This is a genomic window from Buttiauxella sp. BIGb0552, assembly GCF_004366275.1.
Taxonomy (GTDB): domain Bacteria; phylum Pseudomonadota; class Gammaproteobacteria; order Enterobacterales; family Enterobacteriaceae; genus Buttiauxella; species Buttiauxella gaviniae.
In genome coordinates this window covers 319,111-337,736 of sequence record NZ_SODY01000005.1, presented here as the reverse complement: position 1 = coordinate 337,736, position 18,626 = coordinate 319,111, and the positions used below count along the sequence as shown (strand labels likewise).

17 protein-coding genes are annotated in these 18,626 nt (G+C 50.2%); 11 read left to right on the top strand and 6 right to left on the bottom strand.

Going from position 1 to position 18,626, the window contains the following annotated elements; all coding sequences use genetic code 11:
• The first annotated feature begins 4 nt into the window (after window positions 1–4).
• The 4 genes from EDF88_RS16715 to EDF88_RS16700 all read left to right on the top strand — a co-directional run bounded on the left by EDF88_RS16715 (window position 5) and on the right by EDF88_RS16700 (window position 6,315).
• Complete coding sequence (locus EDF88_RS16715) at window positions 5–1,000, top strand: glycosyl hydrolase family 8 (RefSeq protein WP_134185932.1); 996 nt, start codon at window positions 5–7, stop codon at window positions 998–1,000.
• A 169-nt stretch (window positions 1,001–1,169) separates the two neighbouring features.
• Entirely contained in the window at window positions 1,170–3,161 is a 1,992-nt protein-coding gene (hmsP, locus tag EDF88_RS16710; protein WP_134185930.1) for a biofilm formation regulator HmsP, read from the top strand.
• Window positions 3,162–3,328: 167 nt separating this feature from the next.
• Window positions 3,329–4,615, top strand: a complete 1,287-nt coding sequence (locus EDF88_RS16705) for a dicarboxylate/amino acid:cation symporter (RefSeq protein WP_064514745.1) — start codon at window positions 3,329–3,331, stop codon at window positions 4,613–4,615.
• A 215-nt stretch (window positions 4,616–4,830) separates the two neighbouring features.
• The gene (locus tag EDF88_RS16700; protein WP_134185928.1) at window positions 4,831–6,315 is read left to right on the top strand and encodes a pitrilysin family protein; all 1,485 of its coding nucleotides are present in this window, start codon (window positions 4,831–4,833) and stop codon (window positions 6,313–6,315) included.
• Window positions 6,316–6,476: 161 nt separating this feature from the next.
• On the opposite strand, the gene EDF88_RS16695 is transcribed toward EDF88_RS16700, so the two are convergent.
• Window positions 6,477–7,409, bottom strand: coding sequence for a sugar kinase (locus tag EDF88_RS16695; protein WP_064514740.1), 933 nt, complete (start codon window positions 7,407–7,409; stop codon window positions 6,477–6,479).
• A 232-nt stretch (window positions 7,410–7,641) separates the two neighbouring features.
• On the opposite strand from EDF88_RS16695, the gene pdeH reads away from it, so the two are divergent.
• The 4 genes from pdeH to EDF88_RS16675 all read left to right on the top strand — a co-directional run bounded on the left by pdeH (window position 7,642) and on the right by EDF88_RS16675 (window position 11,176).
• Complete coding sequence (pdeH, locus tag EDF88_RS16690) at window positions 7,642–8,415, top strand: cyclic-guanylate-specific phosphodiesterase (protein ID WP_064514738.1); 774 nt, start codon at window positions 7,642–7,644, stop codon at window positions 8,413–8,415.
• 65 nt (window positions 8,416–8,480) lie between these two features.
• A complete protein-coding gene (locus tag EDF88_RS16685; RefSeq protein WP_134185926.1) occupies window positions 8,481–10,547 on the top strand; it encodes an AsmA family protein in 2,067 nt (688 codons plus the stop codon).
• Between the two features lie 78 nt (window positions 10,548–10,625).
• Window positions 10,626–10,865 carry a type II toxin-antitoxin system CcdA family antitoxin gene (locus EDF88_RS16680; RefSeq protein WP_243839630.1) on the top strand — a complete coding sequence of 80 codons (240 nt, stop codon included), beginning with the start codon at window positions 10,626–10,628 and terminating at the stop codon, window positions 10,863–10,865.
• A gap of 2 nt (window positions 10,866–10,867) precedes the next feature.
• Window positions 10,868–11,176 (top strand): CcdB family protein, encoded by a 309-nt coding sequence (locus tag EDF88_RS16675; protein ID WP_134185924.1) that lies wholly within the window; start codon window positions 10,868–10,870, stop codon window positions 11,174–11,176.
• A 40-nt stretch (window positions 11,177–11,216) separates the two neighbouring features.
• On the opposite strand, the gene EDF88_RS16670 is transcribed toward EDF88_RS16675, so the two are convergent.
• The 3 genes from EDF88_RS16670 to EDF88_RS16660 form a co-directional block, all read right to left on the bottom strand.
• On the bottom strand, window positions 11,217–12,542 hold the full coding sequence (locus tag EDF88_RS16670; RefSeq protein WP_064514729.1) for an MFS transporter: 1,326 nt from the start codon (window positions 12,540–12,542) through the stop codon (window positions 11,217–11,219).
• A gap of 249 nt (window positions 12,543–12,791) precedes the next feature.
• Window positions 12,792–13,859: an inner membrane protein YhjD gene (yhjD, locus tag EDF88_RS16665; RefSeq protein ID WP_134185922.1), complete on the bottom strand. Its 1,068-nt coding sequence runs from the start codon at window positions 13,857–13,859 to the stop codon at window positions 12,792–12,794.
• 55 nt (window positions 13,860–13,914) lie between these two features.
• Window positions 13,915–14,814, bottom strand: coding sequence for a LysR family transcriptional regulator (locus EDF88_RS16660; RefSeq protein ID WP_134185920.1), 900 nt, complete (start codon window positions 14,812–14,814; stop codon window positions 13,915–13,917).
• Between the two features lie 119 nt (window positions 14,815–14,933).
• Here EDF88_RS16660 and EDF88_RS16655 point away from each other — a divergent pair, with 119 nt between their 5' ends.
• Together EDF88_RS16655 and EDF88_RS16650 are read left to right on the top strand one after the other, a co-directional pair.
• A complete protein-coding gene (locus EDF88_RS16655; protein WP_134185918.1) occupies window positions 14,934–15,692 on the top strand; it encodes an SDR family oxidoreductase in 759 nt (252 codons plus the stop codon).
• Window positions 15,693–15,867: 175 nt separating this feature from the next.
• Entirely contained in the window at window positions 15,868–16,113 is a 246-nt protein-coding gene (locus EDF88_RS16650) for a DUF1471 domain-containing protein (protein WP_064514721.1), read from the top strand.
• Window positions 16,114–16,153: 40 nt separating this feature from the next.
• On the opposite strand, the gene EDF88_RS16645 is transcribed toward EDF88_RS16650, so the two are convergent.
• Window positions 16,154–16,681, bottom strand: coding sequence for a GNAT family protein (locus tag EDF88_RS16645; RefSeq protein ID WP_134185916.1), 528 nt, complete (start codon window positions 16,679–16,681; stop codon window positions 16,154–16,156).
• 82 nt (window positions 16,682–16,763) lie between these two features.
• The gene (locus EDF88_RS16640) at window positions 16,764–16,937 is read right to left on the bottom strand and encodes a DUF1127 domain-containing protein (RefSeq protein WP_074392015.1); all 174 of its coding nucleotides are present in this window, start codon (window positions 16,935–16,937) and stop codon (window positions 16,764–16,766) included.
• Between the two features lie 177 nt (window positions 16,938–17,114).
• Between EDF88_RS16640 and EDF88_RS16635 the strand changes: the two genes are divergently transcribed.
• Complete coding sequence (locus EDF88_RS16635) at window positions 17,115–18,533, top strand: PLP-dependent aminotransferase family protein (RefSeq protein WP_134185914.1); 1,419 nt, start codon at window positions 17,115–17,117, stop codon at window positions 18,531–18,533.
• The last annotated feature ends 93 nt before the right edge of the window (window positions 18,534–18,626 follow it).

Below are 18,626 nucleotides of genomic sequence, written 5' to 3'. Positions count from 1 at the left end.
TTCGATGTGGCAGCGATGCAAGACGCTGATAGTGGCAGTGTTTGCCTTGATTTTTAGTCAGCAAGCGCTGGCTGAGAATGCATGGGATAGCTATAAATCACGGTTTTTAATGCCTGATGGTCGCATCGTCGACACCGGCAATAAAAACGTTAGCCACACCGAAGGTCAGGGCTTTGCCATGATGATGGCGGTGGTCAACGATGATCAAGCCAGTTTCGATAAAATGTGGGACTGGACGCGAAAAACCCTGAAAAATCCCGAAAACGGTCTGTTTTACTGGAGATACAACCCGATCGAGGCGCAGCCGATCACCGATAAAAATAACGCCACCGATGGCGATACTTTTATCGCATGGGCGTTGCTTAAGGCGGGAACAAAGTGGAAAAACCAGGGTTATCTCAACGAATCAGATGCGATTACCAAGGCACTGGTTGCACATAACGTGGTCCGTTTTGCGGGTTACCAGGTAATGCTGCCCGGAGCCAAAGGCTTTAATCTCAATAGTTATGTGAACCTTAACCCTTCCTATTTTATTCTTCCGGCCTGGCAGGATTTTGCTAACCGCAGCCATTTAATGGTGTGGAAGGATTTGATTAGCGACGGGCAGAAGTTGTTGGGGAAAATGCACTTTGGTGATCCACAACTCCCTTCGGACTGGGTTTCACTCTATTCCGATGGTCGTACTGTTCCGGCAAAAGAGTGGCCTGCCCGTTTTAGTTACGATGCGATCCGCGTTCCGCTGTACGTATCATGGTTTAACCATAGCAGCCCGGAGCTTCAGGTTTACAAAAACTGGTGGGGACGCTTTGCACGCGACAAAACTCCTGCCTGGGTGAATGTGACAACCGGCGATCCCGCGCCATATATGATGAATGGTGGATTGTTGGCGGTACGCGATTTAGTGCTCCAGTCGGCAAGTGTTGAGCAGCCGCAAATTATGGCTCAGGACGATTATTATTCTGCGAGTTTGAAGATGCTGGTGGCTTTGTCGGTGAGGTGATTTTTGATAGTGCGCAGCCCCCTCACCCTAACCCTCTCCATCAGGAGAGGGAACATCCTGAAGATTTCCCTGATAAGCCTGCCTCAACACCTAAACGTCGCTACAATGCAGTATACTCAGCCTGCTTAAGAATATGCCCTATACGGCACGGTAATTGCGGAGAGTAAGTTTGCGAGTCAGTCGTTCATTAACGATTAAACAAATGGCAATGGTGTCAGCCGTTTCCATATTGTTTATTTTCATTTTTATCGTGGTACAGCTTTTTCACTTTGTGCAGCAAAGCCGCTACGACACTGCAAGCCAGATGGAGAAAATCGCCCATTCGGTGCGTATTCCGCTGTCTGCAGCAATCCTTAAAGCAGATATTCCTCAGGCTGAATTCATTCTTAATCAAATACAACCCTCCGGGATTATCAGCCGGGCAGATGTTGTTTTACCTAATCAGTTCCAGGCGTTACGCCAGAGCTTTGCACCGGAACGCCCGATTCCAATGTGGATTGCTCGCCTGTTTGAGCTCCCGGTGCAAATTTCGTTACCGCTGTATTCACTTGAGCGCCCGGCAAACCCGCAGCCGTTGGCCTATCTGGTGCTGCAGGCGGATTCCTGGCGGATGTACAAATTCATCATCAGTACGATTTCCACGTTGCTGACCACATATTTGCTACTGGCGCTGATTCTCTCGGTTGCCATCAGCTGGTCGATTAACCGTTTAATTGTGCACCCGATCCGCAAAATCGCTCGTGAGCTCGACAGCTTGAGTCCGCAAGATGCGGCGAGTCATCAGCTCAAACTGCCGCATCTTCATCATGACGATGAGATTGGGATGCTGGTGCGCAGCTATAACCGCAATCAACAAATGTCGCTGCGCTTGCATGAAGAAATGAGCGCTGTGAGCACCCGGAACACGCTCACAGAACTGCCAAATAAAGCCCTGTTCCTGGCGTTGCTTGAACAACTCACGGCGAGTGGGAAGAACAGCACACTGATCGTGATTGCCAGCGAAACCTTGCAGGATGCAGCGGGCGTGTTAAATGAAGAGCAGCGCGAAATGCTGTTGCTGACGCTGGTCGAAAAAATTAAAAGTGTTCTCTCGCCAAATATGGTTCTGGCACAGCTTAGTGGCAACGACTTCGGCATTATTGCGCATGGTGTTCAGGACGCCTGGCAGGCGATGGCACTGGCAAAGCAAATACTGACGGTGCTCAACGAAAAATTACCGATTCAATCGATCTCCCTTAAACCTACGGCCAGCATCGGTATTGCGATGTATCACGGCGGTTTGGCAGCAGAACAATTGTATCGTCGTGCAGTATCGGCGGCATTTTCCGCCCGCCGCCATGGCAAAAATCAGATTCAATTCTTTGACCCTGAACAGATGGAACTGGCTCAACGCCATCTGACTCAGGAACACGATTTAGTGAACGCTTTAGAGAACCAGCAGTTCGCGATTTGGCTGCAACCGCAGGTCAACATGCATACCCGCGAAGTTGTGAGCGCAGAGGTTTTGCTGCGTATGCAACAGCCTGATGGCAGCTGGGCGTTACCTGACGATTTGATTGAGCGTATTGAAGATTGTGGTCTGATGTTCACCATCGGCAACTGGGTACTTGAAGAAGCTTGCCGCGTCCTGGCGGGTTGGCAGAGCCAGGGCATCACGATGTCGTTATGTGTGAATGTCTCTGCACATCAGTTGCTGCACGAAGAAATGGGCTCTTCACTGTTAGAGTTGTTGACGCGTTACCGTATTCAGCCGGGCATGTTGACTCTGGAAGTGACGGAAAGTCATCATATCGACGATCCCAAAAAAGCGATCGGTATTTTGCGGCCTCTGCGTAAAGCCGGAGTGCGCATCGCACTGGATGACTTTGGGATGGGCTATGCCAGCCTGCGCCATTTGCACCATTTGAAAGCGCTGCCGGTAGATACCCTGAAACTCGACAAGAGCTTTATCGATGGCTTGCCGGAAGACAGTGCGATGGCTGGCGTGATTATCGGTATGGCGAAAACCCTGGGGCTGAAACTGGTAGCTGAAGGGATTGAGAACCAGGCTCAGTGTGACTGGCTATTAAACGAAGGCGTGACTCTTGCACAGGGGTACCTGTTCTCCAGAGCCATGACACTTAAAGAGTTTGATGCGCAGTATCTATCTACCGCTCAATAGTAAATTATTTGTTGTAAATGTTACGTGGCTGGCGCGAGTCAGTTCAATTATTTAACAATTATGTTTACAAATTAGCGCTATATCACTTCTGGGTGTTTTTGAGGGTGTTATTTTTGGTGCCGCAAACCGAAAGGTTTTGTGGAATCTCTACCTCTCAAGGACACCCTATGAAACTCTCTCTCTTCAAAAGCCTCTACTTCCAGGTTCTTACGGCGATAGCCGTCGGCATCTTGCTGGGACATTTCTACCCGGAAATAGGCGCACAGATGAAACCGCTCGGCGATGCGTTTGTTAAATTGATTAAAATGATTATCGCCCCGGTTATCTTCTGTACGGTTGTGACCGGCATCGCTGGCATGGAAAGCATGAAAGCTGTGGGCCGCACGGGTGCTGTGGCACTACTCTATTTCGAAGTCGTCAGCACTATTGCGCTGATCATCGGCCTGATTGTCGTCAACGTCCTGCAGCCAGGGGCAGGTATGAACGTTGACCCGGCAACGCTTGATGCGAAAGCCGTGGCGATTTATGCCGAGCAGGCGCAACAACAGGGCGTGACCGCGTTCTTATTGGATGTGATTCCAGGTAGCGTGATTGGTGCGTTTGCCAGTGGCAATATCTTGCAAGTGTTGCTGTTTGCGGTGCTGTTTGGTTTTGCACTGCATCGCCTGGGCCACAAAGGGCAATTGATTTTCAACGTGATTGAAAGTTTCTCGCAGGTCATTTTCGGCATCATCAATATGATCATGCGCCTTGCGCCAATCGGTGCTTTCGGTGCCATGGCGTTTACCATCGGTAAATATGGTGTGGGTTCGTTGGTGCAGCTCGGCCAGCTGATTATCTGCTTCTACATCACCTGTATTTTATTCGTGGTGTTGGTGTTAGGTTCTATCGCCAAAGTGACCGGTTTCAGCATCTTCAAATTTATCCGTTACATCAAAGAAGAGCTGCTGATTGTGCTGGGTACATCTTCGTCTGAATCTGCGCTGCCAAGAATGCTCGATAAAATGGAAAAACTCGGCTGCCGCAAATCGGTTGTGGGGCTTGTGATTCCAACCGGTTACTCGTTTAACCTAGATGGTACCTCCATTTATCTGACGATGGCGGCGGTGTTTATCGCGCAGGCAACCAACAGCCATATGGATATCTTCCATCAAATCACGCTGCTGGTGGTGTTGCTGCTCTCCTCCAAAGGAGCGGCGGGTGTGACCGGAAGCGGCTTCATTGTGTTGGCTGCGACCATCTCCGCTGTCGGGCATCTGCCGGTAGCAGGACTAGCGCTGATTCTGGGTATTGACCGCTTTATGTCGGAAGCCCGTGCGCTGACAAACCTGGTCGGTAACGGTGTTGCGACGGTCGTAGTGGCGAAGTGGGTGAAGCAACTGGATGAGAAACAGTTGAAAGAAACTCTTGATAATCCACAATCTGCAAAAAAAGTGAGCGAAGTCTCGTCTTAACCCCCTCAATTGCCCGCAGCGACTTGCCCTCGCTGTGGGCTGCTGCGCATAATTGACCCCTGAGCCATTTTCTTTGGCGTTTTTTTCAATTTTAAAGTGACGTTTCCGTGAAGATGCGGTCAAACGGAGTGATGAAATGCCACTTATGGTGGCTTTATTGCGTAATGCTATGTCGCCATTACACTTTTTAATCAGGATTGTTTTCAGGGGTTCACATGCAGGGCACCAAAATTCGACTCTTAGCTGGCGGATTGCTGTTGGTCGCCGCCGGCAGTAATGTGCAGGCAGAAGCACTACAGCCCGACCCAGCCTGGCAGCAAGGGACGCTTGCCAACGGTTTTCAATGGCAAGTCCTGGCCACACCTCAGCGTCCTAGCGATCGTATTGAAATTCGTCTGTTGGTTAATACTGGTTCATTGACTGAAACCACCCAACAGAGCGGCTATAGCCACTTTTTACCTCGTCTGGCGCTGACACAAAGCGGCAGCTTGCAGCCGCTACAGGCTCGTTCTCTATGGCAGCAAAGTGTGGACCCAACGCGTCCGCTGCCCCCGGTTATCGTCTCTTATGACTTCACGCTGTTTAATCTCAGCCTGCCAAATAACCGCAATGATTTACTCAAAGAAGCCCTAACCTATCTTTCAGACAGCAGTGGCAAAATGGCAATTACCCCTGAAACGGTGAATGTCGCGCTGCAAACTCAAGATATGGTTGCTACCTGGCCGATAAACACCAAAGACAACTGGTGGCGCTATCGCTTGCAAGGTTCCTCACTGTTGGGCCATGACCCGGCAGAAGATCTCAAGCAGCCGGTGGATAACGAACAGCTGAAGGCGTTCTACCAGAAATGGTATACCCCGGATGCGATGACGCTGATTGTGGTGGGTAATGTCGATAGCCGCAGCGTTGCCGATCAAATCAACAAAACCTTTGGCACCCTGACCGGCAAGCGCGAAACGCCAGCACCGGTTGCTACCCTTTCTCCGCTTAAAGGCACTCCAGTAAGTCTGATGACCGATAGCGTGCGTCAGGACAGGCTCTCACTGATGTGGGACAACGCCTGGCAGCCGATCCGTGAATCTTCCATGCTGTTGCGTTACTGGCGTGCTGATCTGGCTCGCGAGGCGCTGTTCTGGCATGTGCAGCAAAACCTCAGCAAGCAGAACCAGACAGACCTCAACCTGAGCTTTGATTGCCGTGTGCTGTACCAGCGTGCGCAATGTGGCATCAACCTTGATTCACCTAACGATAAACTGAATGCTAATTTGGCGACCGTGGGCAAAGAGTTGCTTAAGGTGCGTGATAAAGGGCTTTCGCAGGAAGAGTTTGATGCGTTAATTGCGCAGAAAAAAGCGGAGCTTGCCAAATTGTTTGCCACTTATGCGCGAACTGACACCGACGTGTTGATTAGCCAGCGCATGCGTTCACTACAAAACCAGGTGGTTGATATCGCACCGGAACAGTATCAGAAGCTGCGTCAGGATTTCCTGAACAGTCTGACGCTGAACATGCTGAACCAGGATTTGCGCCAGCAGTTGTCGCAAGAGATGGCCTTAGTGCTGCTGCAGCCGAAAGGTGAACCTGAGTTCAATATGAAGGATTTGCAAGCGACGTGGGATAAAGTGATGGTTCCTTCGAAGGCGCCTCCGATAGCGGATGAACCTAAGCTGGATGTGTCGGATATTCCGCCAGCGCAATAACATTTGCCGGGAGTCCGGGTTCTTAGGGTGACGACGGTGGTCACCCTAAGACGTTCACCTGTACAGCGGCTATATGAAACACACTATCGCCTGGTGAACGGAACTGTCTCACGACTCACAGAGATGTGAGTAAGAGACAGCTCCTCAGGGTGAAGGTTGTTTTAAGCTGGCATCGCTTCTTTAGGAATGATCGCGCCGCGATACTGAATCACGGTGCTCGCGGTCAAATGCCCGCGTTTTGCCGCTTCTTCTGCACTGCCACCAGTCAAACGCACCGCCAGATAGCCCGCGCTGAAAGAGTCACCCGCCGCCGTAGTATCGATAACTTTTTCTTTCGGTAATTTCACCGCTGGCACTTCTAATGTTGACTCACCCTGAATCGCTACCAGGCAAGAATCGGCGCCACGCTTGATTACCACTTCACGCACACCAGCTGCTTGGGTACGGTGAATCACTTCTTCAACTGGCTTCTCGCCCCACAACAAATCTTCGTCATCCAGCGTCAGGAACGCGATGTCGGTGCAGGTCAGCATTTGCTGATAGACCTGTTGCGTCTCTTCACGGCTTGCCCACAGGCGCGGACGGTAGTTGTTATCGAAGATAACCTTGCAACCGTTCGCACGGCACTGAGTCAGCAGCGCCATCAGTTTTTCACGGCTAGCCGCGTTGAGGATAGCCAGACTGATACCGCTCAGATACAGGTAGTCGAACTGTGCCAGTTCTGCGCAAATAGCCTGAGCTTGATCGCTCTCCAGCCAGAAACGGGCTGCGGCTTCGTTGCGCCAGTAATAGAACGTGCGCTCACCGGTAGAGTCAGTCTCGATGTAATACAGGCCCGGCAGACGGTGCTCCAGGCGCTGAGTAAGCTCGGTGTGAACGTTTTCTTGCTGCCATGCGTCCAGCATCTGTTGGCTGAAGTTATCTTCACCCAGAGCGGTAACGTAGTGGACTTCAAGATCGGCTGCGTCAACCTGACGTGCGATATAAACGGAAGTGTTTAGGGTATCGCCACCAAAGCCGCGGCTAACTTCCGCACCTTTTTGCGACAGTTCAATCATACATTCACCGATAACGGCGATTTTGCGCGTTGGCATAGCAGTAAACCTGAATTAATGAAATTGCCACTAGTTTGCTGGTCGGCTAAAAACGAGTCAAACAATTTAAAACGATGTTTCGGAAAACTTTGAGCTAAGGCAGTTTATTGCCGATGTTAGATAACTCGCATTGATTGAGGTTGTACTGAAAGCGAACATAAAGTTCTCATGCGCCACGCCGATAACTTCTCGATGAGCCATCTGAGTTATCAAGGTAAACAGGACGTACATGATGAAGTTTAAGCAGATCACTCACCGGCTTAATACGCTTGAAGCGAGTGTCGAAAGTTTGCAGGAGCGGCGGTTCTGGTTGCAGTGCCAGCGGCAGTACACCTTTCAGCCGATTTATAAAATCGACGGCAACTTAATGGCAATAGAGTTGCTCACGGTGGTGACACATCCGGATGAACCGGAAATTCGTATTCCACCGGATCGGTACTTCACATCTGTCTCTTACCGTACGCGGCTGATGGTTATCGAAGAGCAACTTAGCCTGTTGGCTGAATGGGAATCCGTCTTCCTCGGCTATAAAATTTTAGCCTCGGTCAATGTCGATGGCCCGACATTGATGGCGATGAAACAGCACCAGCCGATTCTTGCACTTATCAACAAAATGCCGTGGGTGCGTTTTGAGCTGGTTGAGCACATCACTCAACCACAGGCTGTGACGCTTGCTGGGATGCAGGAATTTGGCCCGTTGTGGCTTGATGATTTCGGCACAGGTGTTGCGAACTTCTCCGCATTAAGTGAGATGCACTATGACTACATCAAAGTCGCACGTGACTTGTTTATCATGCTGCGCACCACCGATGAAGGCCGCAATTTATTCACCATGCTGCTGCAATTGATGAACCGCTACTGCAAGGGTGTCATCGTTGAAGGTGTTGAAACGGAAGATGAATGGCGTGATGTCCAAAGCTCTCCCGCCTATGCCGCGCAAGGTTATTTTCTCTCACGGCCCATTCCTTTTGAACAGTTGGAGAATGTGCTGATTCGCCTCTCCTGATGCCGTTTTGGCCCCACTAAACTATCTTTAGTGAAAGTGAGCCACATCAGGAAAGGGTGAAAGGCATGACAAAAACTGGAAAAGTCGTAAGTGGAGTCGTCGGGGTTTTATTGTTGTTGGTTGTGGTGGCAATCATTGTGATTGCGACGTTTGACTGGAATCGGCTCAAACCGACCATCAACCAAAAAGTCTCGACAGAACTGAACCGGCCATTCGCGATTCGTGGCGATTTAGGTGTGGTTTGGGAGCGCAACAAAGAAGAGACGGGCTGGCGCAGTTGGGTGCCCTGGCCGCATGTTCATGCCGAAGATATTATTCTTGGTAACCCACCTGACATTCCTGAAATAACGATGGTACATCTACCGCGTGTTGACGCCACCCTGGCGCCGCTCGCGCTGCTGACGAAAACGGTCTATATCCCATGGATTAAGCTGGTGCAACCTGATGCGCGGCTGATTCGCCTGTCAGAAAAAAACAACAACTGGACGTTTAAACTTGCCAGCGATGGGACAAAAGATCCCAATCAGCCGCCTTCTGCCTGGTCATTCAGAATGGACAATATTCTTTTTGATAAGGGCCGCATCGCCATTAACGACAAACTCACCAAAGCCGAGATAGAAATCCTCGTCGACCCTCTCGGCAAGCCATTGCCGTTTAGTGAAGTAGAAGGGAAGAAACCCACGGGCAAAGATGCCGCAAAAGCCGGAGATTATGTCTTTGGCCTGAAAGTGAAAGGCCGTTATAACGGTGCGCCGCTCGAAGGCAACGGCAAAATCGGCGGCATGTTAGCGCTGCGTAGCGAAGGCGAAACCGCTTTCCCGGTGCAGGCAGATGTACATTCCGGTAATTCCCGTGTGGCATTCATCGGCACCATTAACGACCCGATGAAAATGGGCGGCGTCGATTTGCAGCTTAAATTCTCCGGTGATTCGTTGGGTAATCTCTACGATCTGACCGGCGTGTTGCTGCCAGATACGCCACCGTTTGAAACGGATGGGCACCTGCTGGCAAAAATCGACACTGAAAAAGGTTCGGTATTCCGCTACCAGAACTTTAACGGGCGGATTGGCGACAGCGACATTCACGGCTCGCTTACCTACTCGCAAGGCAAGCCACGCCCGAAACTGGAAGGTGACCTCGAGTCTAAACAGCTCCGTCTGGCCGACTTAGGCCCGCTGATTGGCGTGGACTCTGGTAAAGGAGCGCAGCAAAGCAAACAGTCTGAGCAGGCTAAGGGCGAGAAAACCGTCCAGCCGAGTGACAAAGTTTTGCCGTATGACCGTTTTGAAACCGACAAGTGGGATGTGATGGATGCCGATGTGCGCTTTAAAGGCGGCCGTATCGAACACAGCGGCACGCTGCCACTGAGTAACTTATCCACGCACGTGATTTTGAAGAACGCTGACCTGCGCCTTGCGCCGCTGAAATTTGGCATGGCGAACGGCACCATCAGCGCCAACATTCATCTTGAAGGCGATAAAAAGCCGATGCGCGGCACGGCGGATATCCAGGCGCGGCGTTTGCAGCTCAAGCAGTTGATGCCAAAGGTGGAGTCGATGCAGAAAACGCTCGGTGAGCTAAACGGCGATGCGGAATTACGGGGCCGTGGCAACTCTATTGCTGAGTTACTGGGCAGCAGCGACGGCAACCTGAAACTGCTGATGAACGACGGTCTTATCAGCCGCAACCTGATGGAAATCGTCGGTCTCAATGTCGGGAATTATATCGTCGGGCAGATTTTTGGTGATGACGAAGTGCGGATTAACTGTGCAGCGGCAAACCTTGATTTACGTGGAGGGGTCGCGACGCCGCGAATATTCGCCTTTGATACGGAAAACGCGCTGATTAACGTTACAGGGACTACCAACTTTGCCAGCGAACGACTCGATTTAACCATCGATCCTGAAAGCAAAGGGATTCGTATCATCACGCTGCGTTCGCCGCTGTATGTGCGCGGCACCTTTAAGAACCCGGATGCAGGCGTGAAAGCCGGGCCGCTAATTGCACGTGGCGCGGTAGCAGCAGCCCTGGCGACGTTGGTGACACCAGCCGCTGCGCTATTGGCGTTGATCTCGCCATCCGAGGGCGGTGATAACCAGTGCAGCCGTATTTTGGGGCAGATGAAGAAGTGATTTGATTAAATAATAGTCATATTTTATAGTGCATTTAGCACGTGCTCTTTACACGTGTTAAATGCACGAGGAAACACCATGAGTGTCGCAATGAAAAATCCCAAAAGAACCGTGAGCGTAACGATCGACGATGAACTTTATCTTCGTGCTCGTGCTAATGGTCTTAATTTGTCACAGCGCCTGAGTGTTGTTATTGCTCAGGATCTTGAAGAAATCGAACGTGAGCAGTGGAAGCAGCGTAACCGTGAAGGACTTCTGGAACTCAATCGCATCACGGAGCAGTGCGGAAACTTTGCGGATGAACATCGGAAGTTCTAATCATGCAATTTCATATCTACCGTAACGGTAGCAAAAACAAAAATTATCCCTATCTAATTGATGTGCAAAGCGATCTTGTTGATTTATTAACAACGCGAGTCGTTATCCCATTGGTACACGCTTCTTATGTTCAGGCAAAACTAGCCGAAAGGATTTGCCCAATCATTGAGATTGAGGGGGAAAGCTTCATCTTAATGACCCATGAAATGGCAAGTGTTGATGCTGCGATTTTGCGCGAAGAAGTCGGGAGTGCCCTTCCATGGCGAGCAGAGATTAAAGGCGCGATAGATTTTCTTTTTGATGGTTTTTGAGCAAACAGCGCGGTGTTTCCCGCGCTGCTATTCAATTTTTCTAAAGCGACAAATGGCGTGTCTCTTTCGACACCAACAGAGCAACCAGCGTAATCGCTGACATCGCCGCCAGATACAAGCCGACGTAGAACAGTCCGTAATTCGCCTGCAACCAGGTGGCGATATACGGCGCTACAGACGCACCCAGAATTGATGCCACGTTATACGAGAACGACGCACCGGTATAACGCACTTCGGTCGGGAACAACTCTGGCAGCAGTGCACCCATTGGGCCAAAGGTTAAACCCATCAGGCTCAGGCCAATCAGCAGGAATGCCATCACAAGCGTTGGGTTACCGGAACCTAACAGCGGCTGGAACACGGCTAATGCAAAGATAATCATCAGGCTGGTGATCACAATCATGCACTTACGGCGGCCGAATTTATCAGCCAGATAGCCCGCAATCGGCACCATCACACCAAAACCAATCACCGCCATCATCAGCATCCACAGCACATCGTTGCGTGAGAAGCCAAGACCAACAGGCACTGCCGCAGTGCTGAAGGTCATTGAATAGACCGTCATAATGTAAAACAGCGTGTAAGTCGCCAGCATAATAAAGGTGCCGATAACGGTCGCCTTCAAGTGCTTTGTCAGCAGTGTGCCGAGCGGTATTTTTACCTGTTTGCCTGCTTTGGCAATTTTGGCGAATACCGGTGTTTCGTGCAGTGAAACACGCACATACAGGCCGATTATCACCAGCACCGCAGAAAGAATAAACGGCACGCGCCAACCCCATGACATGAACTGCTCATCGGTTAAGAGCCATGAGAGCAGCAGGAAGGTGCCGTTGGCAAAGAAGAAGCCAATTGGTGCGCCTAATTGTGGAAAAGAGCCGTACAGCGCACGTTTGCGTGGTGGCGCGTTCTCAGTCGCCAGCAATGCCGCACCGCCCCATTCGCCACCCAGGCCCAGACCCTGACCGAAGCGTGCGAGTGCTAACAGCACCGGCGCTAATACTCCGATGGTTTCATAGCTTGGTAACAGGCCAATCAGAACGGTTGAAACACCCATTGTCAGAAGTGATGCCACCAGTGTCACTTTGCGGCCTACGCGGTCGCCAAAGTGGCCAAATAGAGCAGAACCAATTGGACGGGCGACAAAGGCGATAGCGAACGTTGCCAGAGACTGTAGCGTTGCAGCGGTTGGGTCACCTTGCGGGAAGAAGATATGCGGGAAAACAATAACCGCTGCAGTAGCGTAAATATAGAAATCAAAGAATTCGATGGCGGTGCCGACAAGTGAGGCAACGACAACTTTTCCACGTGAGTTGACGGGTGTGGCGTCAGTTTCGGTATTGATTGAATCAGCGATGGTGGCTTGCATAGATTTTTCTTATTTATAGCGAACGAAAGCCATATTACGCATAGCAAAAGGCGCATTTCAACGCGCGGTTGCCTCCCTCGCTGTGCGATTAACGCGCAATAAGAGGATAATTTTTAGTCCAGAAAATAAATATCCACGTCGTGCTTCTCATATTTAAAAAATTAGCGAATAAAACTGCTTTTAGGTTAAATAAAAGTTACAGGCTGGATTTATGTGCTGAAACGGTATCTCGTACCAGCCTGTTATCAATCAACTTTGAGTTTTACCCGGCATTCTCGGGTCATCCTTGTATTGTGCGGTGGCAATCCACGCGGCACAAAACAGCGTCAGACGGGCGAAGAAATAGAAGAAGGCCATCAGACCTAAAACAGAGCCAAATGCTGCGCCGGAGGGTGATTTTATCAGCGCTGGCAGGCTGTAGGTCATGATGATTTTGATAACCTCAAAACCAATTGCCGCAATCAATGTGCCACGAATCAGTGCTTTCTTGCGTGGACGGTGGCGTGGAAGACGCCAGAAAATCCAGAAGAACAGCAGGTAGTTAGCAAAAATAGAGATCGCTAACCCGACTAAATGCCAAACCGGTTTTAACCATTCAATACCGTCGAGATGCAAAAGAGTTATCAGGAATGCCTGGGCTGAACCGGCAACCGACGTGATAGAAAGCGTCACAATCAACGCCACCAACAAACCAATTAGCGACACTAAATCACGCAGATACTTTACCCAGAACTTCTCCTGATCTTGTGGATTCCTTTCCCACTTATCCCGCGACTGAGCACGCACCGCTTCACGCAAATTCCCCATCCAGTTGATACCTGAATAGAGCGCAATCAGCAGGCCGACCAGGCCAACGGTTGTACGCTGTTGCACCGCAGTATTAATGGTGCTTTTCAGCGTGGCGGCAAGTGTTGGCTCGCTAACGTTGGTGAGGATTTTTTCGAAAATTTCTTCGAGCAGTGTAGGGTGCGAGGCGAGGATATAACCGGCAGCGGCGAACGCCACCATCAAAATCGGGATCAGAGACAGGAACGAAAAATAGGTGATAGCTGCGCCAAACTGATTGCCCATGCGGTCATTAAACCGTTCGGTGGCACGTAACAGATGCGCGACCATCGGGCGTTTCGCGGCTTTATTGACACTGGCAATCGTATGATTAACCGTCTCATTTTTTGTCTTGATATTGACCAATGGATCCGATTCATCGAGCTTCTCGGGAGCAGCAGGCTCGGGTTTGGGGTGCGTCTGAAATTTGGCGACAGGCTCATAATCGAGCGATTCAGTCGGGCGTTTCTCGCTGTTATCCGATGTAGTCATCAGGTTATTTTTTCCTTTAGATAAAACAAGCTCTTCACGAAATTATAGCCTGGTGCTAGTCCACATACCCTTTAACCAGCCCCGTCAGCCACTCCATAAACAAATGAACGCGGCGTGAAAGGTTGCGGCGATGCGGGTAAAGCAGGGAAACCGGCATCGGTTCGGCGCGATATTGCGGCAGGATTTCCACCAGTTTTTTACTCTTCAGCAACTCTTTTACGCCGATACGAGGCACCTGGATGATACCAAGCCCGGCAAGGCATGCCGCCTGATACGTTTCGGTGCTATTCACCGTTATCACGCCACCCGTTTTTACCCAGCGCGTGTTTTTATCTTCCAGGAATTCAAATCCTTGCGGTCGGTTGCCGAGATTGAGTGCGTAATGCACCACAGCGTGAGAGGCGAGATCGTCAAGATTCTCCGGATAACCGAAGCGCGCCAGATAATCGTGGCTGGCACAGTTAATTAAAGTCAGTTTCCCTAGCGGTCGTGCCACCAGGCCTGAATCTTTTAGCTGCCCAACACGAATAACGCAATCGAACCCTTCGCGCACCACATCGACCATGCGATCGCTGCTGCTTAATTCCAGCTCAATACCCGGATATTGCTGCAAGAAAGCGGGCAGTTTGGGGATAACTAAATTTCTAGCCACGCCGACCGGCATATCCACGCGCAAACGCCCGCTGACACTTTTGGGATCGTGTAAAAAAAGCCCATCTAATTCGTCCAGGTTAACGAGTAAATCGCGGCAGCGTTCGTAATAGACCATTCCATCCTGGGTGAGTTGTACCCGACGCGTGGTTCGATGTAATAGCCTTGTTCCTAGCACCCCTTCTAGCGCCTGAATCTGACGCGATACGCTACCTTTAGGTAGGCCCAGAGAATCGGCTGCACGAGTAAAACTCTCCAGTTCAGCCACTCTAATGAATAACTGCATTGCTTGTATTTTATCCACTATTTTTCCTTATTGTTGTTGTGGGTGAAACAGTGATGCTCAATTAGCAATCTTTATTGATTTTGTAGCATCTAATAAGCTCTATCTCAATCACCGAACAGTCATCAACGAGGCAAATCATGAGTCAAACAATCGCATTAGTGACCGGCGGCAGCCGTGGATTAGGTAAAAACGCAGCATTGAAACTGGCAGCGCGTGGCGTGAATATTATTCTGACCTACAACAGCAAGCAGGAAGAGGCGCTAAATGTTGTTCGCGAAATTGAGCTAATTGGCGTAAAAGCTGTGGCAATTCAATTGAATGTCGCCGAAAGTGCAGGGTTCTCGGCCTTTGCGAAAGAAGTGAAACAGCAGCTACATGATGTATGGCAGCGCGATTCGTTTGATTATTTACTGAACAATGCTGGAACAGGTCTTGATGCACTGTTCGAAAAAACAACAGAAGAGCAGTTTGATGATTTAATGAACATCCATCTGAAAGGACCATTCTTCCTGACTCAGCACTTGCTGCCGTTGATTAAAAACGGTGGCCGTATCCTGAATGTCTCGACTGGCCTGACGCGTTTTGCGCTGCCAGGGAAAGCTGCTTATGCCGCAATGAAAGGGGCGATGGAAGTGCTGACGAAGTACCAGGCCAAAGAGTTGGGTGCGCGTGGGATCTCGGTGAACATTATCGCGCCGGGTGCAATTGCGACTGATTTCGGTGGTGGCGTAGTGCGTGACAACGAACAGGTAGCGAATGCTATTGCTGCACAAACCGCATTAGGGCGTGTCGGGCAGCCGGATGATATTGGTGATGCAATTGCTGTGCTGCTCAGTGATGAAAGCCGCTGGATGAATGCGCAGCGTATTGAAGTTTCCGGTGGGATGTTCTTATAAGAAAGGGCATTTGCGAGGGTGAAGTTCATCTCACTCTCGCCTGTTAAATATTGGTCAAAAATACTGAATGATATGAGCGAATCATTCCACTATCACCATTTGTGATACGGCATTATTCTTATCACATCGAAAGCGAACAAGCTTTCTAACTTAAACAAGCTCAAGGATATACATCATGAAAAGCATCAAATATTTTGCCGTAGTTATGACTCTGGCTGCTTCATTCTCAAGTTTTGCTGCAACCACTCAATCTGTTGAAAGCCAGAAAATCGGTACAGTTTCGGTGAGCGGTGCTGCGAATATCGATAGCCTACAGGCACAACTGCAAGCAAAAGCTGAGCAGGCTGGCGCGAAATCAATCCGCATCATTTCTGCTGGTGGCGATAACAAAGTGTTTGGTGTTGCCGAGATGTATAACTAAGAATTCACGCTGTATGGGCCGCCGTTGTGCGGCCCGTGTTTTATCTGAACTCGCTGCGTAACAAACCAAATATCCAGTCATCCTGCCAGGTTCCCGCAAGAAAATAGTTTTTTCGCAGTATCCCTTCGGACTGAAAACCGGCTTTCTCCAGAACCTTTTTCGAACCGATATTCCCGACCGTTACTGTTGCTGTTAGTTTTCGGATCGCACATTTCTCAAAGGCAAATTTGCACACGGCATGAAGCGATTCATAACCGTAACCTTGCGCATGAAACTCCGGATCGAGAATAAAGCCCACTTCTGCCATGTCCTCATCACCACGCACAAACCCAGTAAAGCCAATAGGCGTGCCGTTATGTCTGTCGCGCATGAACAGGCAAAGCCAGTGTCGACTATGCGTTTCCCTGCGAACAAGGCGTGAATTAAAAATCTGGCGAACCTCAGCTTCTCGTCGTTCATCGGAAACATAGCGCATCACGTCTGGATCTTGCTGTAGGCGCAAAAAGAACGGCCATTCTTGCTCGGTAATTTGGGTTAAATTTAGTCGTGGCGTGGAGAGTGAAAGCATATTGATCGCTCTTATGTGTGGGTACACATAAACATTACATATCAAAAATAACGGCGCCATAGTTATGCGCCGTTATTAAGGGTTACTTCCAGCGGGATAAATCATCACATGTCAGCCCAATATCTCGTAATTGTTCCTTGTTCAATCTTTGCAACGTGCGTGCTGTCTGGCGGTTTAACCATCTCTGGCGCAAATAACGGTAAATCATCACAAAGCCATAAAACGGTTTGTGCGGACGGTTCTCTTCAAAGCCCATGGTGTTGCTCCTCATCGTGTTGATGGGAACAATCATGCGCCGCCATACAGATTGCTGGCAGACGCAAATATAACTTTTATTTAACATACAGACACGCTAAAACAAGATCTGAATGGTGGTTTTTCCATAACTCTGTACTGCTTTTTCTGTCTGTATGGTGAAATAAGAGGATACAGCATGACGCGTTACCAACATCTTGCCACTTTGCTGGCAGAACGCATTGAACAAGGCTTGTATCGCAGTGGTGAACGCCTGCCTTCGGTGCGCAACCTGAGTAGCGAACACGGCGTCAGTATCAGCACCGTACAGCAGGCCTATCATATTCTTGAAGACCGCCAGCTCATCTCCCCGCAGCCGCGCTCTGGTTACTTCGTGACACCGCAAAAATCTCAGCCTCCGGTGCCTGCGCTGACACGCCCGGCGCAGCGCCCGGTAGAAATTACCCAATGGGATGCGGTGCTTGAGCAATTAACCGGAAGAGAAGATGCCGGAAGTATCGCTTTTGGCAGTGGTTTTCCCGATGTGACCCAGGCGACGATTAAACCGCTGTGGCGTGAAATGAGCCGCATTGTGCAGCATCAGGAGCCCGAAATCTTGGGTTATGACTGCATTAACGGTAAGCAGGTGCTGCGCGCACAAATTGCACGCTTGATGCTCGACAGCGGCTGTGTCGTCACACCAGACGATATTGTGGTGACCACCGGTTGCCATGAAGCGCTGTCGATTGCGATTCGTGCTGTGTGCGAGGCAGGAGACATTGTGGCGGTTGAATCGCCATGCTTCCATGGCACCATGCAAATGCTGCGCGCATTCGGCATTAAAGTGGTTGAAATACCAACGGATTCCGAAACGGGCATCAGTGTGGAAGCGCTTGAGTTAGCGTTGGAACAGTGGGCGATTAAAGCGGTGATTCTGGTTCCAACCTGTAATAACCCGCTCGGTTTTATCATGCCAGATGCGCGAAAAAAAGCGGTGCTGAATCTCGCGCAACGTTTTGATATCGCGATTATTGAAGACGATGTTTACGGCGAACTGGCGTATGAATACCCACGCCCGATGACGATTAAATCGCTGGATGTTGATGGGCGGGTGCTGTTGTGCAGCTCATTTTCAAAAACGCTGGCACCGGGACTGCGCGTGGGCTGGATTGTGCCGGGGCGCTATTTCGACCGCGCCATGCATATGAAGTACATCGTGACCGGTAGCAGTACCACTTTTACCCAAATGGCGGTCGCGGAATTTGTGCGTAACGGCCATTACCATCGCCACCTGCGGCGCATGCGCCAGCACTATCAACGCAACCTGGATGTATTCACCTGCTGGGTGCGCCACTATTTCCCATGTGGGATCTGTGTTTCTCGGCCACAGGGCGGTTTCCTGATGTGGATTGAGCTGCCGGAACGTATTGATATCGTGCCAATCAGCGAAACGCTGCGTCAGCACAATATCCGTATTGCGGTGGGGTCGTTGCTGTCGGCTTCCGGGAAATATCGCAACTGTATGCGGCTGAATTATGCATTGCCGTTCAATGCCGAGACTGAAACCGCGCTGCGTAATATGGGCGAGATCATCGGGCATGTTTTTGAAAATGGTTAATTTTCCTACTCTTTTAAAGCCATAGACTGTTACCTATCTGAGATAAAATTGCGCCTCATGGCGTTATGTACCCATGCCAGGCGTACATGCGTT

Bases quoted from the DNA above. Each gene is read 5' to 3' on its own strand.
- EDF88_RS16715 (WP_134185932.1), top strand. From the start codon at position 5: ATGTGGCAGCGATGCAAGACGCTGATAGTGGCAGTGTTTGCCTTGATT.
- EDF88_RS16705 (WP_064514745.1), top strand. From the start codon at position 3,329: ATGAAACTCTCTCTCTTCAAAAGCCTCTACTTCCAGGTTCTTACGGCG.
- EDF88_RS16700 (WP_134185928.1), top strand. From the start codon at position 4,831: ATGCAGGGCACCAAAATTCGACTCTTAGCTGGCGGATTGCTGTTGGTC.
- EDF88_RS16695 (WP_064514740.1), bottom strand. From the start codon at position 7,409: ATGCCAACGCGCAAAATCGCCGTTATCGGTGAATGTATGATTGAACTG.
- pdeH (WP_064514738.1), top strand. From the start codon at position 7,642: ATGAAGTTTAAGCAGATCACTCACCGGCTTAATACGCTTGAAGCGAGT.
- EDF88_RS16685 (WP_134185926.1), top strand. From the start codon at position 8,481: ATGACAAAAACTGGAAAAGTCGTAAGTGGAGTCGTCGGGGTTTTATTG.
- EDF88_RS16680 (WP_243839630.1), top strand. From the start codon at position 10,626: ATGAGTGTCGCAATGAAAAATCCCAAAAGAACCGTGAGCGTAACGATC.
- EDF88_RS16675 (WP_134185924.1), top strand. From the start codon at position 10,868: ATGCAATTTCATATCTACCGTAACGGTAGCAAAAACAAAAATTATCCC.
- EDF88_RS16670 (WP_064514729.1), bottom strand. From the start codon at position 12,542: ATGCAAGCCACCATCGCTGATTCAATCAATACCGAAACTGACGCCACA.
- yhjD (WP_134185922.1), bottom strand. From the start codon at position 13,859: ATGACTACATCGGATAACAGCGAGAAACGCCCGACTGAATCGCTCGAT.
- EDF88_RS16655 (WP_134185918.1), top strand. From the start codon at position 14,934: ATGAGTCAAACAATCGCATTAGTGACCGGCGGCAGCCGTGGATTAGGT.
- EDF88_RS16650 (WP_064514721.1), top strand. From the start codon at position 15,868: ATGAAAAGCATCAAATATTTTGCCGTAGTTATGACTCTGGCTGCTTCA.
- EDF88_RS16645 (WP_134185916.1), bottom strand. From the start codon at position 16,681: ATGCTTTCACTCTCCACGCCACGACTAAATTTAACCCAAATTACCGAG.
- EDF88_RS16640 (WP_074392015.1), bottom strand. From the start codon at position 16,937: ATGGGCTTTGAAGAGAACCGTCCGCACAAACCGTTTTATGGCTTTGTG.
- EDF88_RS16635 (WP_134185914.1), top strand. From the start codon at position 17,115: ATGACGCGTTACCAACATCTTGCCACTTTGCTGGCAGAACGCATTGAA.